This is a genomic window from Actinomyces johnsonii, assembly GCF_006546835.1.
In the GTDB taxonomy this organism is placed as follows: domain Bacteria; phylum Actinomycetota; class Actinomycetes; order Actinomycetales; family Actinomycetaceae; genus Actinomyces; species Actinomyces johnsonii.
In genome coordinates, this window is record NZ_VICB01000022.1 from 23,240 (window position 1) to 42,741 (window position 19,502).

At 65.9% G+C, this 19,502-nt stretch carries 21 protein-coding genes and 1 other RNA gene; 4 read left to right on the forward strand and 18 right to left on the reverse strand.

Annotation, left to right across the window (positions count from 1 at the left end):
• The first annotated feature begins 5 nt into the window (after positions 1-5).
• From ftsX to smpB, 3 genes are all read left to right on the forward strand, one after another.
• Positions 6-923: a permease-like cell division protein FtsX gene (ftsX, locus tag FK256_RS12225; RefSeq protein ID WP_009233734.1), complete on the forward strand. Its 918-nt coding sequence runs from the start codon at positions 6-8 to the stop codon at positions 921-923.
• A gap of 6 nt (positions 924-929) precedes the next feature.
• A complete protein-coding gene (locus FK256_RS12230) occupies positions 930-2,246 on the forward strand; it encodes a M23 family metallopeptidase (RefSeq protein WP_009233733.1) in 1,317 nt (438 codons plus the stop codon).
• Positions 2,247-2,334: 88 nt separating this feature from the next.
• On the forward strand, positions 2,335-2,871 hold the full coding sequence (smpB, locus tag FK256_RS12235; protein ID WP_009233732.1) for an SsrA-binding protein SmpB: 537 nt from the start codon (positions 2,335-2,337) through the stop codon (positions 2,869-2,871).
• Between the two features lie 63 nt (positions 2,872-2,934).
• On the opposite strand, the gene FK256_RS12240 is transcribed toward smpB, so the two are convergent.
• The gene (locus FK256_RS12240; RefSeq protein WP_141424950.1) at positions 2,935-3,921 is read right to left on the reverse strand and encodes an aldo/keto reductase; all 987 of its coding nucleotides are present in this window, start codon (positions 3,919-3,921) and stop codon (positions 2,935-2,937) included.
• Between the two features lie 234 nt (positions 3,922-4,155).
• Between FK256_RS12240 and ssrA the strand changes: the two genes are divergently transcribed.
• Positions 4,156-4,526, forward strand: a transfer-messenger RNA (tmRNA) gene (gene ssrA / locus FK256_RS12245).
• A 129-nt stretch (positions 4,527-4,655) separates the two neighbouring features.
• Here ssrA and FK256_RS14340 read toward each other — a convergent pair.
• The 17 genes from FK256_RS14340 to FK256_RS14350 form a co-directional block, all read right to left on the reverse strand.
• The gene (locus FK256_RS14340; protein WP_021604821.1) at positions 4,656-4,823 is read right to left on the reverse strand and encodes a hypothetical protein; all 168 of its coding nucleotides are present in this window, start codon (positions 4,821-4,823) and stop codon (positions 4,656-4,658) included.
• Positions 4,820-5,290, reverse strand: a complete 471-nt coding sequence (locus FK256_RS12250; protein ID WP_141424951.1) for a hypothetical protein — start codon at positions 5,288-5,290, stop codon at positions 4,820-4,822. Before FK256_RS12250 ends, FK256_RS14340 begins: the two co-directional genes overlap by 4 nt.
• A gap of 11 nt (positions 5,291-5,301) precedes the next feature.
• Positions 5,302-5,673, reverse strand: coding sequence for a hypothetical protein (locus FK256_RS12255; protein ID WP_021604823.1), 372 nt, complete (start codon positions 5,671-5,673; stop codon positions 5,302-5,304).
• Positions 5,670-7,310, reverse strand: coding sequence for a GH25 family lysozyme (locus FK256_RS12260; RefSeq protein ID WP_141424952.1), 1,641 nt, complete (start codon positions 7,308-7,310; stop codon positions 5,670-5,672). Before FK256_RS12260 ends, FK256_RS12255 begins: the two co-directional genes overlap by 4 nt.
• A 71-nt stretch (positions 7,311-7,381) precedes the next feature.
• Positions 7,382-7,981 (reverse strand): hypothetical protein, encoded by a 600-nt coding sequence (locus FK256_RS12265; protein WP_141424953.1) that lies wholly within the window; start codon positions 7,979-7,981, stop codon positions 7,382-7,384.
• 204 nt (positions 7,982-8,185) lie between these two features.
• Complete coding sequence (locus FK256_RS12270) at positions 8,186-8,956, reverse strand: hypothetical protein (RefSeq protein WP_141424954.1); 771 nt, start codon at positions 8,954-8,956, stop codon at positions 8,186-8,188.
• A complete protein-coding gene (locus FK256_RS12275; RefSeq protein ID WP_141424955.1) occupies positions 8,953-10,077 on the reverse strand; it encodes a hypothetical protein in 1,125 nt (374 codons plus the stop codon). The genes FK256_RS12270 and FK256_RS12275 overlap by 4 nt, the downstream gene beginning before the upstream one ends.
• A gap of 2 nt (positions 10,078-10,079) precedes the next feature.
• Complete coding sequence (locus FK256_RS12280) at positions 10,080-11,876, reverse strand: hypothetical protein (RefSeq protein ID WP_141424956.1); 1,797 nt, start codon at positions 11,874-11,876, stop codon at positions 10,080-10,082.
• Positions 11,876-15,958 (reverse strand): tape measure protein, encoded by a 4,083-nt coding sequence (locus tag FK256_RS12285; protein WP_141424957.1) that lies wholly within the window; start codon positions 15,956-15,958, stop codon positions 11,876-11,878. Before FK256_RS12285 ends, FK256_RS12280 begins: the two co-directional genes overlap by 1 nt.
• 47 nt (positions 15,959-16,005) lie before the next feature.
• Positions 16,006-16,377 (reverse strand): hypothetical protein, encoded by a 372-nt coding sequence (locus FK256_RS12290; protein WP_021604832.1) that lies wholly within the window; start codon positions 16,375-16,377, stop codon positions 16,006-16,008.
• Positions 16,378-16,427: 50 nt separating this feature from the next.
• Positions 16,428-16,763 (reverse strand): hypothetical protein, encoded by a 336-nt coding sequence (locus tag FK256_RS12295; RefSeq protein WP_141424958.1) that lies wholly within the window; start codon positions 16,761-16,763, stop codon positions 16,428-16,430.
• A 28-nt stretch (positions 16,764-16,791) separates the two neighbouring features.
• Positions 16,792-17,010: a hypothetical protein gene (locus FK256_RS12300; protein ID WP_021604834.1), complete on the reverse strand. Its 219-nt coding sequence runs from the start codon at positions 17,008-17,010 to the stop codon at positions 16,792-16,794.
• Between the two features lie 103 nt (positions 17,011-17,113).
• On the reverse strand, positions 17,114-17,782 hold the full coding sequence (locus FK256_RS12305; protein WP_021604835.1) for a hypothetical protein: 669 nt from the start codon (positions 17,780-17,782) through the stop codon (positions 17,114-17,116).
• A 25-nt stretch (positions 17,783-17,807) separates the two neighbouring features.
• Positions 17,808-18,203 (reverse strand): hypothetical protein, encoded by a 396-nt coding sequence (locus FK256_RS14345; protein ID WP_021604836.1) that lies wholly within the window; start codon positions 18,201-18,203, stop codon positions 17,808-17,810.
• Positions 18,200-18,553 carry an HK97 gp10 family phage protein gene (locus FK256_RS12315; RefSeq protein ID WP_021608042.1) on the reverse strand — a complete coding sequence of 118 codons (354 nt, stop codon included), beginning with the start codon at positions 18,551-18,553 and terminating at the stop codon, positions 18,200-18,202. Before FK256_RS12315 ends, FK256_RS14345 begins: the two co-directional genes overlap by 4 nt.
• Positions 18,554-18,560: 7 nt before the next feature.
• Complete coding sequence (locus FK256_RS12320) at positions 18,561-18,905, reverse strand: hypothetical protein (RefSeq protein WP_021606581.1); 345 nt, start codon at positions 18,903-18,905, stop codon at positions 18,561-18,563.
• The gene (locus FK256_RS14350) at positions 18,902-19,471 is read right to left on the reverse strand and encodes a hypothetical protein (RefSeq protein WP_021606580.1); all 570 of its coding nucleotides are present in this window, start codon (positions 19,469-19,471) and stop codon (positions 18,902-18,904) included. The genes FK256_RS12320 and FK256_RS14350 overlap by 4 nt, the downstream gene beginning before the upstream one ends.
• Positions 19,472-19,502 lie beyond the last annotated feature (31 nt).

Consider the following 19,502-nt stretch of genomic DNA (forward strand, 5'->3'; position numbering starts at 1 on the left):
GAACTGTGAGACTGCGTTTCATCCTCTCGGAGACCGCCAAGGGCATGTCCCGCAATCTGGCAATGACGGTATCCGTCATACTTGTTGCCTTCGTGTCCCTCCTCTTCGTAGGCGCCTCATCGCTGCTGCAGAGCCAGATATCGACTATGAAGGGCGACTGGTACGACAAGGTCGAGGTCTCGGTCTACATGTGCCCGAAGTCGTCGGCCTCCTCCAACTGCGCCAACGGTGAGGCCACCGCTGCACAGATCAGTGAGGTCCAGAGGCTCATCACCAGCGGCGCCCCCTCCGGCTACGTCAAGTCCTATCAGATGGAGACCAAGGCCCAGGCCTACAAGAACTTCATGAAGGCCTACGCCAAGTCCGCCGTGGGACGCAACGCCACCGAGGACATGATGCCCGTCTCCTTCCGCATCAAGCTCAAGGACGCGGAGAACTACAAACTGGTGGCCGAACAGTTCGAGGGACACAGCGGCGTGGAACGTGTGGTCGACCAGCGATCCACCCTGGAGCCCCTCTTCCTCGTGATGAACCGGGCCTCCTGGATCACAGGAGGACTGGCGACCATTATGGCGGTGGCCGCTGTCCTGCTCATCTCAACGACCATCAGGCTGTCGGCCATGTCCCGCTCCCGGCAGACGGGGATCATGCGCCTGGTGGGCGCCTCGAACCTCTTCATCCAGCTGCCCTTCATCCTGGAAGGAGTGATCGCTGCCCTCGCCGGCGCGATCCTCGCCGTGGTCACCCTGTGGGTAGGGGTCCGTTATGTCGTGGAGGGATGGCTCGCCTCCTCGATCTCCTTCACGAGTGCCTTCATCAGCACCAGGGACGTCCTCCTCCTATCGCCCTGGCTCATCCTGGCCGCCATTGCCCTGGCCGCGGTCTCGTCCGCCTTCTCCTTGTCCAAGTACACGAGGGTCTGATCTCACATGTTGTCTCGTCTGCTCCTCCGCCGCTCACGTCGGCGCGCCGCGGTATGCGCACTCGCCGCCGTCAGCCTGGCCTTCTTCTACTCGGGTGACGTCTCCCTGGCCGATGAACGTGATGACGCCGTTGCGAACCAGAATGAGGCGCAGCGCAAGCAGCAGGAGGTGATCTCCTCCCTCGAGGGGGTCAGTGCCGATCTGGGGCAGGCCTACATCGCGCTGCAAAACGCCCAGACCTCCTTGAGCGAGGCGGAGACCGAGTTGACCGGTGCTGAGGCGACGCTGGCCGAGAAGGAGCGTGAGCAGCAGATCGCCAGTGACCGCCTGACTACTGCGCAGAACAGCCTCAACACGGTCAAGCAAGAGTCCGACGCATCCAAGAAGTCCGCCTCCGAGACCTCGGACTCCGTGGCGGAGATCGTGGTATCCACCTACCAGGGAGACAACTCGGTTACTTCATGGAGCTACGTTCTCGCCTCGCAGGACGTCGAGGATCTCAACCAACGCGCCTCTGCCGTCGAGATCGGCTCCGGGGTTCAGGAGGCGGTACTCTCCGCCGCTGAGGTTGAGCGCGCTCAGAACGCCAACCGCGAGGCCAGGCAGAACGCAGCCACCACTCGGGTCGGCACGCTCAAGACCGAGGCCGATACCGCTGAGACGAACGCCAAGTCCGCCCGGGACTCGGCCCAGACCAAGCGGGATGAAGTCGCCAAGTTGACCGCTGAGAAGCAGACCGCCGCCACAGAGCTGGAGAACCGCAAGAGCGACCTGCAGACACAGCTCGACCAGGCCAACGCCGACGCGGCGGCCGCTGCGGCTCGCATCGCGGAGATCGACGCTGCCAACCGGGCTGCGGCCAGCGCCGGCACGATGCCATCTGTCCCCTCCAGCTCGATAGCCTCGGACTCTCTAGGGGACGGGTACATCGGCCACCCGATCACCGGTCCGCTGGAGGTGACCTCGCCCTTCGGCTACCGCGTTCACCCGGTCACCGGCACCGGAACCGGGCACCAGGGGGTTGACTTCGCCGCGAGCGAGGGCACGCCGCAGTACGCCGCCGTCTCCGGGGTGGCCACTTACTGGAACTCCGAGTCCTGCGGCATCGGCATCGACATCAACGGCGGCATCATCGACGGACACTCCTATGTCATCACCCTGTGCCACCTTTCGGGGCGGACCATCGCCGACGGCCAGTACGTCAATCGCGGCGACGTAGTCGGCTCGACCGGATCGACCGGTTACGCAACCGGGCCGCATGTCCACTTCCAGGTGGCTCAGGACGGGGTCTACATCGATCCGATGTCCCTGCCCGGATTCTAGTCGAGTCGCCCTTGACGGGCCCCGTAGACTCCTGTTCCTGCGCGTCGTCGTGCACGCCAACAGCTCGCACTCGTGAAAGGACAGGCCGATGACACCCGCCGGGAAGTCCGCCCGGGCCGCCAAGCCCACTGCCGGGCAGAGGGCCAAGGCCGCCTCCGACGCCCACAAGACGGTGGCCCGTAACCGGAAGGCGACCCACGACTACTTCATCGAGGACCGCTATGAGGCGGGGCTGGTTCTCACCGGCACAGAGGTTAAGGCACTGCGCATGGGGCGGGCCTCTTTGACCGAAGCCTGGATCGAGATCGACCGTCACGGCGAAGCATGGCTCCAGGGCGCCCACATTCCCGAGTACCTGCAGGGAACCTGGAACAATCACTCCCCGCGTCGCAAGCGCAAGCTGCTCCTGCACCGAAGCGAGCTCGAGCGTCTTGCCGGCCGGGTTCAGGCCAAGGGCTATACCGTAGTTCCGCTGGAGCTGTACTTCATCGGCGGGCGCGCCAAGCTGGAGATCGCCCTGGCCCGGGGTAAGCAGGACTGGGACAAGCGTCAGGCGCTGCGCGAGGCTCAGGACAAGCGGGAGGCGGCCAGGGCCATGGCGGCCGCGAACCGACGTCGGGGCTGAGACCGCCGTGATCATCCGCACGGCTTGTATAGCCTGCGCGGCCCTCCCTCGTGTCGTCCGGTCCTACCAGTGCTGGTGTACGTAGGGCCTGATGAGACGGTTGTAGAGCTCTCTCACCGCAGTGTGCATCTCCTGACTCAGCGGTGGCAGCTCGGCTGCACGGGCGTTGGAGCGTATCTGATTGAGACTATGAGCGTCAGGCAGGATGCAGGTGATGCCCTCCTGATCCAGGAGCCACCGCAGGGCGACCTGGACCGGTGGAACATGCTCGGGGCCGAGCCGGCGGCACAGGCCGGAGAACTCGTGGGCGGCTTGCATTCCCACCTCGTCGGGGACCACGGAGTAGATCCAGCCGGCGTCGAGGGCCGCCACTGATCCGGGCGGTGCGGGCGTACTACCACGACGACGGTTATGGGACAGCAGCCCATCAGGTAGCGGAACCCTCGCGATCACTGCGGTCCCGGACTCGCGCGCAGCGGGGAGAACTTCCTCCAGGGGCTTGTGCCGGAAGACGTTCACGATGATCTCCACGCTCGCGCAACCCGGGTGCCGGATCGCCTCGAGAGCCTCGGCGCAGGTGAGGACGCTCACTCCGTAGCAGCGTATCCGCTCGGTCTCGACCAGCTCGTCGAGGAGCTCCCACAGGTGCTGGCGTTGAAGTAGCTCGATGGGAGGAGCATGCAGATGGACAATGTCGATGGTCTCGGTGCCGAGATTTTTCCGGGAGCGGTCGTTCCAGTGAAGAACACGGTCTCGACTGAAGGCGTCGGTGGGATACGTCTTCTCTCCACTGCTCCTCCCCATCTTCGTGGCCACCGTGAGTCCGGTGCGAGGACGAGCGGAGAAGAACTCGCCGAGGAACCTCTCTGAGGCGCCGTGGTCATAGGCGTCGGCCGTATCGATGAAGGTGACCCCCGAGGCGCACGCAGCATCAAGATTGCTGAAGGCATGAGAAGGATCGACTTCGCTCAGATCAATGCCCAGTTGCCACGTACCAGTGCCGATGACTCGGATCTCGCGGCCCAGGGCAGGAAACAGGCGTGTGTCCATGACACTCTCCTTGACGCTGTGCAGAGGAGGACCGAGGCCACCACGAGGCAACCGGTCTGTTCTGTCATGATATTCGTTCGAGTCACTGACCCACCATCGCCGCAGGTGACCAGGTTGCCGAGATATTGTGTGGTGTAGTCCTCCGACGGTGATCGCTCTCTGTCTGCTAGGATCATCTGGCTTCGCTGAGAGCACGTTCCGGTCAGGCTTCGGCAGACCGGTGACAACTCCACAGGGGATGATCGGTTTCGACGACGGTCGTAGGTTCAGGAGAAGCGGGTCGAGGATGCGCAGTCATCTCGTCAACGCTCTGCGCGAACCAATAGGTGCCGATAACACTCGCACCGACTTCGCCCTCGCCGCCTGAGCGAGCCTCGAAGTCCGTCAGCCCGGGGAGCGCTTCCGCCCCGGTTCCTGACGTCATCTAGGAAGCCACTGCTGAGAGCCCGTGTCGGTAGGGCTCTTGGGACTTCTCATCGACTGAGCCCGTCGGCGTCCTTGCTCGCGTGAGATGCCGGGGCCGAGAAAATCGCTAGCGAGCTGCACCCGGAGAAGTCCTGTTGTGCGTCCGTCGGACGGGGGTTCGATTCCCCCCATCTCCACAAGCAACTGATTTTCCAACGAAAAGTTCCTATCATTGCCTGCTGCGGGTACAGGATGGGTACAGTACTTGGGAACGCAGAATGGCGCCCCACCACCCAGCGAGGGTGGTGGGGCGCCATCGTGTCGCTGCGTCAGCCGCCCATCGAGGCCGACTGGCTGAGGCTGGCGATGGCCTCGGTGAGCAGGTCCTGGGCCTGCTCGAGGTCTTGGCGCATAGTCTCGGCCCACGCAGGGTCGCAGGAGGCCGGATCCTCTGGCGTCCATTGGGCGAGTGTGCGGGCGACGACGTCGGCGATCATCTGGCCGTCTCCAACGCTGCGATCCGCTCGTCGAGACGGGTGTGGGCATGCTCGGCCGAGGCTGTCAGGGCGCGGATGTCGTCGCGCATCCCGTCGATCTGGTCCTCGGCGCGGCGGTCCCGTCTCTCACGGGTGTCACGCTCCTGAATGCGGGCGAGCTCGGCGGCATCCATTCGCTTGAGGATCGTATCCACTGCAGCTCGGACTTCGTCGAGGTCGTCACGGATGTGGGTGCCGTGACTGTTGGTGGTGGCATCCACTGCCTGCTCTGCCGCCTCTCTGGCTCCTTTGGCTCGGTCTCCGACCTCAGCGACTTGCGAGTGCAGGGCCCCGATCTGGGACTCGACCCAGGCGCGCGCCCAGCGCACGCCCATTGTGGCCAGACCGATGACAGCCAAGAGGAAGACCCCCGCTGCCGCCGCGACCTCCTGCGAGGAGAAGACCTCCACGAGGGGGTGCGACGGCATGACGGTGCTCATCAGAGTCCCGTCCCGCTCCGGGTGTCGTCCCCGTGGCTGGGGGTGTAGTCCTCCCGGGTCTCACCGCCGGGAGTAAGGATCCCGGCCCAGCTCAGGATGGAAACGCCACCGATCTTGATGCGGGACAAGGCCTGGAAAGCAAGCCAAGCGAAGCCGAGGAACTGAACAGCCTGGGCGGACAGCGTCTCGGCGGCCAGGGGGTAGGCGCTGATGGCCCACGCGCCAGCCGTGAGGACGACGGCGGCAGCGACCACGAGGGCGACGCGGCGTCCCCGGGTCCACCAGGGACGGTCCAGCGCCGCCTGCACCAGAGGCCACAGGATCCCCAGGACAACGGTAGTGACGAAAGGGTCTGAGACTAGCGTGCTCACAGGACGCCTCCCTGTGGCTCGGGCTTCTCGGTCGTAGCGGCCGCCTTGACTGCTTCCAAAACAGCCGCAGTGGCCGCCTCAATATCCTTTTTGCCCGCCAGGCCGCCGAACAATACGTTGTACTGAGCCCACGAGTCCTTCACCAAAGTGTTGAAGTCTTCGCCGGAGACCCATACTGTCCGGTAACCGGCGCGGTAGAACGCATCGGCCGTGGACTGCGTCATGGAATGAGCGCCCAGACCGGGGGTGAGACGGGCATATCCGTAGGTGCCGTCTCCGAAATCCAAGCCAAGAATCTTCATGTTGTCTTCCTCATCTGTATCTGTAGGGGTTGCGGCCGGGGTGCCGGCCATGGCGTCCCACTGGGCGGCCGTGCCGTTCCAGCGGTTGAGGTCGAGGTTCCCGCCCCAGCCGGGCAGGTAGCCCATATCGGTGTACTGGTGGCACAGGCAGGTGCCCCAGTAGGGAAGGGCCGGGTTATCCGGGGGCGCGTACCCGTCGTGTCGGTCGCTGTAGTAGCGGCCGTCCGCATACCAGAGGGGGTACTGAGCAGCGGCGGAGGACCAGTCGCTGCTGTTCAAGCCATTCCCGTTCAGGTAGATGCCGGGGGTCTTGCCGGTGCGGACCTTGACCCGCTCGAGCCAGGTGAGCGCCCAGCCGGGCCCCTGGGGTAGTGCGTTGTCCTCGAAGTCGAGCCAGAGGGTGGCCTCGCTGACCCAACCGCCGGCGTTGTCCAGGAAGTAATCCGCTTGGGCGACAGCATCGCCGGGGCGGGCGAAGTGGTAGAGCCCGAGCCGCCGCCCATTCTCCACGGCGCTGGCCGCCTGGTCGTTCAGCGATGGATTGACATAGAAATCATCCTCACTGACCTTGACAATGACGAAGTCGGCGGGGGTCGCAGAGAAGCTGATACCGGCTTGGTGGCTCGAGACGTCGACGCCGTGAGTAAGTGCGCTCGAGGACGGCGCGGCAGGCGCGGGTTGGGGCTCCGGTACCGGGGTGGTGGAGGCGAACTCAGACCACTGCTGGGCGAACTTAGCCGGATTGAACCTATGACAGGATGTCCAGACGCCCCGCTGCGTATACGGGTGGGAAGCGTAGTCCACACTTCGGGTCTCGCCCCCGGTCTGGTCGCCCACGGGCTCATCCGGGTCGTCCCACCCGTCGGAGCCCTGAGAGTCCTCCCACGCCTCAGACAAGATGCCGCCAGCGGCGTCGGTAATCATGACGACATGGCCGACGCCACCCTCGGGCTTGGAGGACAGGAGCACATCACCGGTTCGAAAACCACCGGCGGGGTACAGGTCCGAGTCAGCCCAGGGGACCTCCTCAAGACCCCGCGCCTCCATCCCGGCGCGTAGATTCCCGGTCCAGAACGCATCGATTTCGAGCAGCGCGGGATGCCCCCAAGGGACACCGCAGACGGCGTGCAACCCGTAGTTAAGGGCACCGCACACGAGACTGGAGCAGTCGGCGGCCGCATCGGCAGTCAGCCACCCCTTCTCGTCGCTGTACTTGAAGACAGTGCACCTGGCAGGCTGCGAATAGCCCACGCTGAACGGGCCGCCCTGCGCCTTCTCCGGACCGGCCTCGGCCCAGTAGCGAGCTTGCCCAGCCGCAACAGTTGCAACAGACATGCCTGTTGTTTCCTTTCCATATTCAGGTATAAAAAAACCCCACCAATGGGGGGAGCATGAAAGGTGGATGGTCAGAATCCGACAGCGATGTACATAAGTGCATGCGCGCGAGACTTGTCATTCTCATTAGGGAACATGACCCGGAATCCCGTCCGATCGAGGTCGTAGACCGCTGGCGGAGTCATTGACGTGAACTGCCACTTCACAGAGTTGTTCCAAATCGGCTGGAAGACAACCGCCACGCACGAATTTGGGAACGGCTCGGCAAATGTCTGGAACGGCAGCCAACCCGAGCCGTACTCCAGGCTGTCGGTGAACCCGGCGATACGACCGATCTTGAACATGCTGAGGTCATGAGGTCCTTGTGGCGTGTATGTGAGCCCCAGGTCCCCGGACTGCTGGGCCTCCATGCGGAGCCGGCTCGTCCCTGACCAATGGAGGCCATCCCACACCAGAAGTGCATGGATATCCGTGCGCCACACGAACACTGGGTAGACCTCAGAGATCTTGACCCCCGCGGCCTTGAGAGCGGCGACATGCTGGATTGCGGCAGCCTCTGACGCGCACGCTTTGACTGACGGGACCGAGCGCGAGAACTCCAGAATAGATTGCCTGGACGCAGGCTCGCTCCCATTTGGCACCTGATGACCTCTAACATCAATGGAAGGCATGTGATTACTCCTCTCCTGCCGCGGAAGCGGCCTTAAGGGCGGTTGACTCGGCCTCACCTGGGCCAGGACCGGATTGCGATGTCCGTCTGAGCTCATCAACTATTTCGGAGATGAACTCAAGCGCACCCGTCTCATGCCAATAAACATGGCCGGGTATATCCGCGATCACGGCACCACACAGGCCGCACACCGACCACCCTCCGCTCATAGCTGCACCTCGCACTCCAGGGACAGCACCATCGAGTCCCCCAGGCCACGGAGACCGCCGTAGACCGTGCCCACCAGGGCAATCCCCTGACCATCAAGAAGGCCAGCCGCGAGCGCGGTGACGTCGATTGTGGTGGTCTGGTTGTTGGCGATGATCGCCGCTGTCTGGGGGCCGGTGGGTTGGGGACCGGCGTCGGTGTAGGTGGCGCACTGGAGGACTGCGCTCCAGTTGCCGGGGTTGGCGGCGTTTCCTGTGGCGGTGAGGGTGGCTCGGGTGATTTTTGTGGCGCCGATGGCGGGGATCTGCTGGCCGTAGGTGGCCAGACCGGTCAGGGTGCCGGTTCCTGCGTTTCCTTGGCTGAGGTCGCGGGGGTGGCCGACGACGGCGGCGTTGAATCGGCCCCAGCCGGTGGGGGCGTGGGTGCCGGTCCAGGCGGGGTGGGCGGTGCAGGTGATGGTGTGTGTGGTGGGTGTGGGGGGTTTGAATGTGGGTGGGGCGGTTTTGGGGGCTGGGGCTGGGCCGAGGACGTGGATGGGTCGTCCAGTGTCGGGGTCGAGGAGGACGTGTGCGGTGGCGACGCCGGTCCAGGTGGAGGCGGTGGCTGGCAGGCTGATGCCTGCAGAGCCGAGGAGAGAGACGGTGACGGTGGTGCCGCCGTCGGCGACGTCGAGGACGCGGGCGACGGCGACCATGGTGCGGTCGGAGCCGGTGCGGGGGCTCTCGTCGGCTGGAGCGGTGCTAAGGAGGTCGAGGATGGGCAGGTTCATGTCGTGGTCGCCACCTCGACGTCGGAGCGGGATGTGCCGCTGTAGATGAGGGGGATCTCGGTGGAGGAAATGATTCCCCACTGGTTGATGGTGGCCGCGCCGTCAACATTGGAGGCGGTGAGCTCGACGGGGGTGTCCAGGGTGAGGTTCGGATTGGGGACGTGGGTGACGGGGACTGTGGTCTTCTGCCTGACCGAAGTGGCGAGCATCGCGGAGGCAGCGTGGAAGGCTGCGGTGGTGGAGGTGATGAGGGGAGAGCTGAAGAACTTGGTGGAGATGCCGTAGGGGCCGGAGGTCCGTAGGGGGCCGTCGGCTTGGTCGACGGTGGCCTGGAAGCGGGGCTGCCCGGCGTCGTTCTGGTCCTGGCCTCGGGCGACGATGCGGTTGTAGACCCCGTTCCGGGAGCCATGGCGGGTGATACCGATGACGGTGCCGTTCTCGCCGTCGGTTAGGGTCGTCTTGGGGCGCTCGGTGATGGCTGGGACGGGTGGGAGGGCGTAGAGGACGCCGTCGGGGCCTTCGCGCAGTCGTGCTGGCCATGCGTCGGCGATCTCGTAGATCGCGTCGATTCGGGACTCTCCCCAGGACATGGAGGGGCAGGGACGGTTGATGAGGTCGTCGCTGATGACGACGCCCATGTGGCCGCCGGTCAGGCGGCGCAGCTCGGAGGCGAGCGTGCCGCGCGAGTAGGGGACGGTCGGGGAGGTGAGGCGATCCTCCTCCAGTCGGTGGAGTAGGGACTTGCCCGTGACGCGGATATCTGTGGCACCGACCTCCCACTGGGTGATGAGGAAACGCCCAAGAGGGACGTCCCACCGGTCGGTGGAGACGAGGGAGGAGACGGTGACCTGCACGTGGAGTACCTGTCCCATGGTCGCCAGCGGCGAGTCTGGTGCGAGCGGGGTCCAGTCGCGGGAGTTCTCGTCCTGGTCGGCGGCCCCGACCCTGGGGACTGTCAGGCTCAGGGTGCCTTGGACCTGCTGACTTGTCGTCCAGGTGACTGAGCCGGCCTTGACGGGCACTCGCCCCAGCCAGGCCCCGCCGAGCCATGAGTCCACGCGGGCCTCCCAGGAGAACACGCTGGTCATGGCGTCGGCGGGGATGTCGGGGCGTTGGAGCACGGTTACCTGACCTCCTGCCAGATCGTGGTGTCGAAGTCGTCCCAGTCCAGGCCCATGGCATCGAGCCGTGCCCAGGTCAGGGACGCTGCGTCGAAGTCGTCCCAGGTGGAGACCCCGACGATGCGCTGCGGCTCCGGGATCGAGCAGATGGTGCCTTTGATGGTCCAGGCCCGCTCCGCCCGGTCTTGGCGGGATGTGCGGGCTTGGGATATCGAGGTCAGAGCCATGACCGTCGTCAGTGGCACGTCGCAGGCACCGCGGCGGCACTGGACGCAGTGAGCGGGGTTGTGGAACAGGAGCGCGACGGTCGGGCGGGCCGCCAGTGCCGTCATCGTCTGCGTGTGCGCCCCGCTCGTACGGGCCGTCAGCGAGACCGTGCCTGCACCCATGACCGGCGCAAAAACCATAACCGGGGTCGAGCGTCCCGGGATCTCATGAGCGGTGATCCGCTGGTCCGGGGTCCGGGCGTCGTCCCCCTGCCAAATCAGGTCTAGGCGGCTGGCTCCGATGGCGTCGGTCATCAGGGATCGCCCCGACCAAGGGCGCGTGACTGGCGTTGACTCGACCGTCTGCCCATCCCAGGACTGCACGATGCGGTACGTCAGTGGCGTGTTGACGGGGGCCAACGCGTCACCGAGCACCAGTTGAGAGTTCTCGCCCATGCGGCCACTGCCGCGCACCGTCCAGGAGAATCCGTCCGGTGTGTGACCGGTAACTTTTACCGTGGTCCCCGAGCGCGCGAGTAAAGGCGGCACGACTACCTGCACGACTGGGCCGTCGCCGTCGGGGATGATCGCGGTCAGGGTGAAGATCGGCCACCGACCGACCTCCTCGCGCGAGGAGGAGCTTCCCGGGACGCCGGTCCAGGAGTGGACCAGAGCCCGCCCGGAGTCGCCAATCCTGACCGGAGGGGTATCGCCGTCGAAGAACGCAGTGTTGGACACGTCTTCCCGCGTATCCCCGATCTGGAGGATCGCGTTGTCGACCCAGAGGGTCTGGGCTGTCTCGTCGACTACCTCGACATGGGTGGCTCTGACCCCGGCGGCCAGGAAGAAGACAGGATAGAGGACCTCAATGCCGTCAGCGGCCAGGGTCTGGGCCGACGGGATGGTGACGGTGGCCTTGTCGGCGGCTGGCGAGCCCGTCAGGCTCTGGAATCCCCTCCCGAGGTAGGCCTTCTTCAGGACGCCGTCACTGGTGACGCCGTGGAAGCCGCCCCTCTGGATGAGGGTGCCGGCCACGGTCGATACGGCGCTCCATGACAGGGTCAGGGTGTGACCGGCGACGGACGCAGCTGGGATGCCCCGGTGGAGGGTCCCAGTGACGGTCGCCCTCCCATCTGACACGTCTGCTCCGGTGGGCACCGTCCACGAGCCCGCCGCCGAGGAGACAGCCGCCCCCAACTTCCACGCGTCCGTGGAGGACATCGGCGGATAGGCTGCGATCCCGCTAGCTGGTGCGGCCAGGCCGGGCCGTACCACGCTGGCGCCGGCCGGGGCCTGCGCAGTGACGACGACGCGGCCCGCGCTCCTAGCCGGAGCCGAGACCCTCGCCTCCATCGCGGCGTTGGCAACGATCCACAAGCACAGGTCTACCGGGGAGCCGCCAGTGGTGACATCCGCTGCGAAAGAAACCCACTGGCCCGGCTTCACCTCCGGCTGTGAGGAAGACAGCGTCCACTTGCTCGATGACGGGATCACCCGCGCTTGCCCGGAGTCCACGGAGAGCGCGGCCTGGCCGGCGGCCCACCCGGCCAGGCTATTGAACGCTCCATTCTTCAAAAGGTTCGTCCGTGCCATCAGCGTCGTCCCCTTCCCAGAGTCCGTGCGCGGCGATCCAGGACCCCGGCGGCGATAACCTCAACATGTGCGTCCAGCGCTGTGGAGTCATCGACCACGAGGCGGACCTCCGTTCCATCCAGACCTGCCAGCAGAGCCTCGTTCGAGGCCCCCTGAACGGCGAGAGCGGAGACATCCGACCACTGCCGTGAGGTCAGGACCGCCTCCCGGCTACGGGTCTGGTTGACCGCGGTGCTCACACCCGGAGGCAGCCAGCCACCGGCGTCGTACTTCCGGGCACCCCCGTAGCGGCCCACCGTGGGTGAGCCCCAGATGGAGACCTCACGACCGGACAGCCCCTCCCGGGGCTCCTCAACCATCTTGCCGCCACCGGCGAAGATGGCGACGTGATGCGCCGGCGAGCCCCAGAACAGGAGATCGCCGGGCACGGCCGCATTCCATGAGATCGGCGTCGACCCGGACTGGTATCCGGCCGCCGTCAACCGGGGCCACCCCAGGCCGAGCTGCTGCGCGGCCCAGTACACTAAGCCGCTGCAGTCCAGGCCTGGCGGGATCGAGCTGCCTCCCCAGACATAGGGGACACCGATCGCCTTGCGGGCGGCGCCGACCAGGCCGGAGCCTCCGGACAGGCCCGACTCCTCGGTCTTGGACTTGAAGATGTTCTTCAGCGACTCGAACCACAGGGGCGGTATCGCGGCCGCCGCCTGCGCCCAGAAGCTGGAGCCGGTGGAACTGAGAAGGGCCTTGGCCGGGGAGATCACCAGGTCGGTGATCGCGCCGATCGGATCGGAAACGATGTCCGCGACCGCAGAGGCCGCATTCGCCACCCAACTGGCAGCCGACGACACCGATCCCTTCGCACGCTCCCAGATGCCTCCCTTGGCGAAGGAGACCTGGCCGCGCCTCGTGCCGGTGTCGCCAACGTCAGCTAGTCCCCGCCCCCTGGAGGCGTTGACCCGGTCCAGCCAGTCCTTGCCGCCCAGGGCCCGCAATGAGTCCGGGCGGATGATCCCCTCGCCGCCCGACAAGCGGATAGCGCCGCCGCCGTCAGGCGAGTAGAAGTGAAACACGTCCTTGCCAGGGGTGTACCCGGGCATCATGGTCCGCCACTGGCCGCCCGAGGCGTACCCCGGGATTGCACTGACACTCGGCAAGCGCAGGGACAGGCCCACCTTCTCCGCAACCGTGTCGAACATCTTCTTGATGCCCCCGGTGTAAACGGTGTTGATCACGAAATTGATCGGGGTGGCGGCGGCACCCTTGATGGCGTTCATCGCGGTCTGCACGCCGGACTTGAAGGTCTCGAATCCGGACTTGGCGTTGTCGATCGCAGTCTTGATCTTCGGGAAGACGGTACCGGACAGAAAGTCCACGACCGTGGAGATGGTCGTGGAGATGCCCTGCCAGACCGGCTTGACGACGTTGGTCCACAGGAACATGAAGATCGGGGCCAAGACGGTCGAGATGAACATCCACAGGCCCATGAGTGCGGGCTTGATGACCCACTCCCACGCGGTCTGGATCGCAGCGCCAATGAGCTGAAAGGTTGGCTGGACCACGTTCACCCAGAGGAACTGGATGATCGGCACGAGCACCCCGGTGATGAACGACCACAGGGCCGACAGGGCCGGCTGGATGACGTTGGTCCAGGCCGAGGCGATGAAGGTGGAGATGGACGTCCACACCGGCTGGACCACGGTGGTCCAGAACTCCTGAAGCGCGGGCGCCAGCGTGTTCTTGATCCACCCCCAGAACGCCACCAAGGCTGGGTAGATCACAGAGTTCCATGCGTCTGATATCACCGAGGAGATCGACTGCCAGACGGGCTGCACCGTGTTCCACAGGCCCTGGAGCGCTGGCACCAGAGAGGTCGTCAGCCAACCCCACAGGGCGGACAAGGCTGGGTAGATCACAGAGTTCCACGCCGTGGAGACCACGGCGCCGAACCCACTCCAGACCGGCTGGACCACGTTCACCCAGAGGAACTGGAGCACCGGGATCAGCACGTTCGAGATGAACGACCACAGGCCGCTCAGCACCGGCGAGATGACGTTCGTCCATGCCGTGGAGACCACGGTGGCGAACCCGCTCCAGACCGGCTGGACCACGCCAGTCCAGAAGTCCGCCAGCGCTGGTGCTAGCGTGCCCGTGACCCACGACCAGAGAGCGGACAGGGCCGGCTGGATGACGTTGGTCCAGGCGTTCGAGATCGCCTCCCCGGTTGCGATAGCCCCCTCCCGCAGGGTAAGGAGGAAGTCGACGAACGCGGAGTCCTCCTCCAAGCCGAACAGGTTCCCGTCGAAATCCCCCTTCGTCAGAAGATTCCAGACCGACTGGATACCAGGAAGCAGAGTCCCGGAGATCCAGTCCCAGACAGCCGAGATGGCTGGCTGAATGTGCTGTTGCCATATCTCGACGACAGTCCTGCCGAGCTCCTGCACCTTGAGACGGAATGCCTCATTCTTCTTGTACAGGAGCACCAAGCCGGTGACCAGTAGGGCGATCGCAGTGATGACGAAGCCGATCGGATTGGCCCTCATGGCGGCGTTGAGACCGTGCTGGGCTAAGGTGGTGTTTCTGATCCAGGTGATGACCGAGGTGAGGATGGAGAAGCCCGCGTACGCGGCGACGGCGACGCCCACGCCGATGGCGAGAGCCTGCATCTCGTCCTTGTGCTGCTTGATCCAGGTGACGGAGCCGCCGATGGCGTCGGCCATCCACCCCATCAGGCCTGTGATGGCGGGCTTGACATAGTCAATGAGGTCCTTGATCGCGCCGACGACGGTGGCCTGAAGGTTGCCTGCGGCGCCCTCGATCGTTTTGGTGGACCTGGCGGCCGCGACCGCCGTCTCATCAGAGCCGAGCTGGAGGATCGCGGCGTTGAACTCGTCAGCCGAAATCTCCCCCTTTTGCATCGCATCCCTAAAGTTTCCGGTGTAGGCGCCCATATCGAGCAAAGCCTTCTGAATCTTCCCAGAAGCGCCAGGAATGGCATCGGAAAGTTGATTAAAATTTTCCGTCGTCAACTTTCCTTGACCGGCGGTCTGGGTCATAACCATTCCGACGGACCTGAAAGTGTCCGCATTCCCGCCTGCGACAGCATTTAAATTGCCTGCCGCCTCTGCCAGCTTATCGAATCCATCGACGCCATTTGACGCCAGCTGTGCGGTGATCTGCTGAATATCCGCTAGATCGTAAACGGTTTCGTCGGCGTACTTCTGGGCCGACTCCTTGAGCCGGTCAATAGTCGAGGTGTCCAGGCCGGAGAACCGAAGCGTCGAGACGAACTTGTCGGTGGCGTCGGACGCCTCAATAGCCTCCGAGGCAAAGCCTCCGATGCCGACAGCCGCGCCGAGGGCGAGCACAGGAGCGATCGCCGAGCGGGCCAGGGCGCCGACGGAGGAGACCTTGGCGCCCGTCTGAGCGGTGGCCACGCCGGCTTTCTCCGCGGCTACGTCGACCTGGCCGAGATTGGTGGCGTATGTCTTCAGCGCGGGGTTGGCCTCAGCGACCTCACGCTTGGTCCGGCCCGTCTTGGAAGCCAGAGCGCCGACGGCCTGGTCCGTGTCGCGGGCGGCGGTGGCGGCCTTGCCCATGGCCCGGGAGTGGTCGGCTGCGGCCTGGTCCGCAGCCTTGTTGGCCGCCTTGGAGCGGTCCAGGGCCTGGGCGTAGCCCTCCTCGGCGCGCGCGATCTGGGCGGCGTTTCCCGAGGCGCGGGCCTGGTTGAGGCTGTTCTCCGCGGTGACCAGGGACTTGGCGGCGGCCTCCTCACGGCTACGGGCCTGTGCCAGGTTGCCCGAGGAGGCGGCGACCTCCTTCTGGGCGGAGGCGAGCGCCTGACCGGCGGTGGTGGCCTCCTGCTTGAGACGGGCGGTGGTCTTGCCGAGCGGGTCGGCGAAGGAGTTGGCGATGTCAGCGCCGGTGGAGGAGGTGGTCTTCTTGAAGGCGTCGGCGAAGGAACGAGCCGCCTCATTGCCGGCTGTGGGCATCTGAGACTTAACGTCAGCGTTGATCTCCTTGAGGAAGCCCTTCATGGAGGGGACAACGTCGACGAAGACGGTGCCTGCCTGGAAGCCTGCCATGGGGCACCACCACCTCTCGTGAGCTGTGTGGTGCCCCATGGGGCGGGTTACTCGAGTGCCCAGGGGGTTAGGACGGCGATGACATCGTTCGCGGCCGCCAGGGTCTGGGAAGTGCGCATCTCCTCGACGACAGCGGTCACGACGGGGACGGGCCGGGGGTAGGTCTCCTTGCCTCCGGCTGTGGAGATGAGGATGTCGGCGATGTCCTGGAGGATGCGGACCTCGGGGGTCTGGCCGACCAAAGAGGCGCTCTCCTCCTCGGCGTCGTCCTCGTCCTCCTGGGCGAGGATGGCCTCGGCCATCAGCTCGGCCCGGTCGGTGTCGTTGAGGATGGCTGAGATGGTGCGCGAGTGGCTGGGCAGTCCGTCGATGAGGTCGAGCAGGAAGGTCCAGCGCCGCGCACGGAACAGGGCCGGCATGTCCCAGCCCTGTTCCGCGAGGTCCTGGGTGATGGGCCTCCGGTACCGGGTCAGGCGGTCGCGGAGGCGTTGCCTTCCCCCTCGTCGCCCAGGAATGCCGCGTAGTGCTTCTTGACCTGCGCGAGTAGTACACGGACCTTGCGGACGCTGAGGCTCTTGACGATGAGCTCGGCGTCCTCCTGGCTGAGCCACCGGTTCAGGGTCTCCTTGATCGACGTGGTCCCCTCAAGGTCGGCCATGAGCCTCTCGCTCTCCTCGACGCTCAGCGCGAAAGGGTCAGGAAAGGTGACGACCTTGGACTTGAGCCCGAGGGTGAAGGGTTCCGGGTCGGCGGCGCCGTCGATCTTCTCCAGGGCGGATAGGGTCAGGGTCGGCTTCGTGGTCATGGGTGATCTCCCTTGGTGTGGTTGGTGGTCAGGACAGCGTGGTGAGGGCCTTGGTCGGAGCTGCCGGCACGGGCGGTACGGGCGGAGTGGGCTTGGGGCCTGATCCGGCCGCGTCATCGGTGTTGCCGGAGACCTGCTCCCAGCCCGAGGCGCGCAGAGTGGTGATCTCGGCGGGGTCGTCGGTGACGCGCTCGAGGGTGATGTCAGCGCCGTCGTCGGTCGTGATGGTCTTGGTCAGTGTGGGCACGGAGTCCTCCTTGCGTGCGGGATCTCCCCTGTGGGGTGGTGGTCGAGCCGGCGGCCGGGGAGATCAGCGGCCGCCGGCTCGACGATGAGGCGAGAGACCGAGCTCAGGCGGCCTTCTCGAAGCCAATGGCGTCCAGGTGCTTGATCGCACCAGTGCCGCCCAGGTAGTGGCGGCAGGGCGTGCCAAGGACCTCATCAGAGAACACGGAGAACTCCAGGTCGAACTGGACCGGGTCGGACGACTTCCACGCCTCCTCGGGGATCGTGCCGAGCTTGACGCGGGGGAAGCCTCGGCCGACAAGCCACTCGTCGTCGGCAGGGCCATCGGACATGATGGTGAGCAGCCGGAACTCCTCGAGCAGTGGCAGCGGGGCCTCATCAAAGACAATCTCGCCGGTGTCCTTGTTGGCCTTGACCTGGGAGAGGTCGACGCCGTAGACGAGCTGCTGCAGGTGCTTGCGGTAGGGCTCGAGCACACTGAGCTTGACGGTCTTGGGCGCCTTGACCAGGTCAGTGCGCACGGACTCGACGTAGCCGAGCGCCTCGACCTCCTCAACGCTGGCGTCGGCGGAGAACGTCACGCCGTCCTTGGACAACAGGCCGACCGGCAACCAGCCGGCGGGGAGCTCCTTGAGCTGACCACCGGCATCGGTCAGGGCCTCGGGCAGGTCGACGGAGGTGGGAGCCAGGAATGAGACGGCGTTCAGACCCTTGCGGACATTGCCGCGCCGGTTGTGCTTCTTCTTCAGCGCGGCGATGGTGGTGGTTGCCATGAGGCGGGTTCCTTTCGGAGCGGGTTCAGGTGAGCGGACGGTGAGTGACGGACAGGATCATCGAGACGACCTCGACCGCCTCGAAGTAAGGGCGCACTCCCAAGCAGCTCGTCACCTCCACGGAGTCCACGAAGCCCTCACCACTCACCACCGGCGACTCACCCAGGGCGGACAGCAGACGCTCCGCGAGCGCGGTGGCGCCTTCCTGGTGGGGGCTGGTGGGGGTGGTGGCGTAGATGTCGATGCCGATGGTGTCGGTGCGGTCGACGTCGTCGGTGGGGCCTGTGTTGAGGAGGTGGACGTGGGCTAGGGGCATGGGGCCGGTGGTGAAGGCGGCGTCCAGGATCCTGGTGGTGGGGGCTGCGGTGGCCTGGGTGGTGGCGGCTCGTAGGACGGCGACGGGGTCGGTGAAGGTGGTCATCTGCGTCTCCTGCCTCGGGCGGACTTGGCGGCTGCGAGGAGGCCGAGCGTGTGGGCGCCGGGTACGGGGGTGCCAGCCGGGGTGGCGTGGCCGAACTCGGTGGCGGCGGCGTGGGGGACGTCGGCGATGACTCGGCCGGAGGCGCGGCGGCTGGTGCCGCCTCTGGTCTTGATGGTGGCGGTTGTGGGCTCGGTGTGGAAGGAGGCGGCTAGGGCTCCTGAGGCCCTGGGGGCGCGGCGGGCGGCCTCGGCGGCGACGTCCTGGCCGGCGGCGAGCATGGCTGCCTGCATCGGCCCGGAGACCAGGAGGGCGGCGATGCCTGCGCTGTTGGGTTTGAAGCTGGTGGCCACGGCGGGGTCATCTCCTTGCGAGGGGGACGGCCAGGCCCAGGGGGTAGGGGGCCGGGGTCGCCTCGACCGTCCACCTGCCCGCGAGCGCGTGGGCGGTGGGGACGGTGACGGTGTCCCGTTGGCGGATCCGGGCGCCTGGCGGGGTGTAGAGGGTGGCGGTGTCGTCGGGGGCCTCGACGGTTGCCCTGTCGGTCATGCCGGTGGCGTCGGAGGTGCCGGGGGCCAGGAGGCAGCCTTCGATGGTGACCGGGTCGCCCGTGGTGGTCAGGTAGCCGTCGGCGTCGCGGTGGGTGGGGCCGGTGACCTGGATATCGACGACCCAGCTGCGGGGGAAGGCGTCGATGATGCTCATCGTGTGCCTGCCACCCAGACGTTGCCGTTTCGGCGGGGGCGGTACTGGCGGGCCAGGGCGATGTCATCGGGGGAGAGCATCGCCTGGCCGCCGATGGTCCAGGACGCGAAGGTCGCGGACTGGGAGAAGGGGCCGGTGGTGGTGGAGGCCTGGGTGGCTCCGGCGGCGGCCTTGGGATCGATCTTGAGGATCCGGGCGACGGAGTCGGCGATCTGGGCAGCGACGACGTCGGGGACCTCGGTGTGGCCGGCCTGGTAGGTCATGGTGACGAACCGGTCCGAGGGGAGGTCGACGTCGACGTAGCCGTGGCGGAGGGTGAACGGTACGGGCTGGGCGTCGTCGTCGATGACGGAGGTGACGGTGATGAGCGGGAGTCGTTGGGGGCGGGCGTGACGGCCGTTGACCTTGACCCGGTGGGTGTAGGTGACCGGGGTGAAGGTGGTCCGGGCCTCCTGGCAGAACTTGGCCGACAGGATGGTCAGCAGGTGCTCGGCCCGCTTGTTCTCCTCGTCGGTCAGGTCCCGCCCGAGTGCCTGGGCCACGGCCTGGGTGGTCGCGAGCTTCACGGTTTCCCCGCCCCCTCTCCGTCGTCTCCTC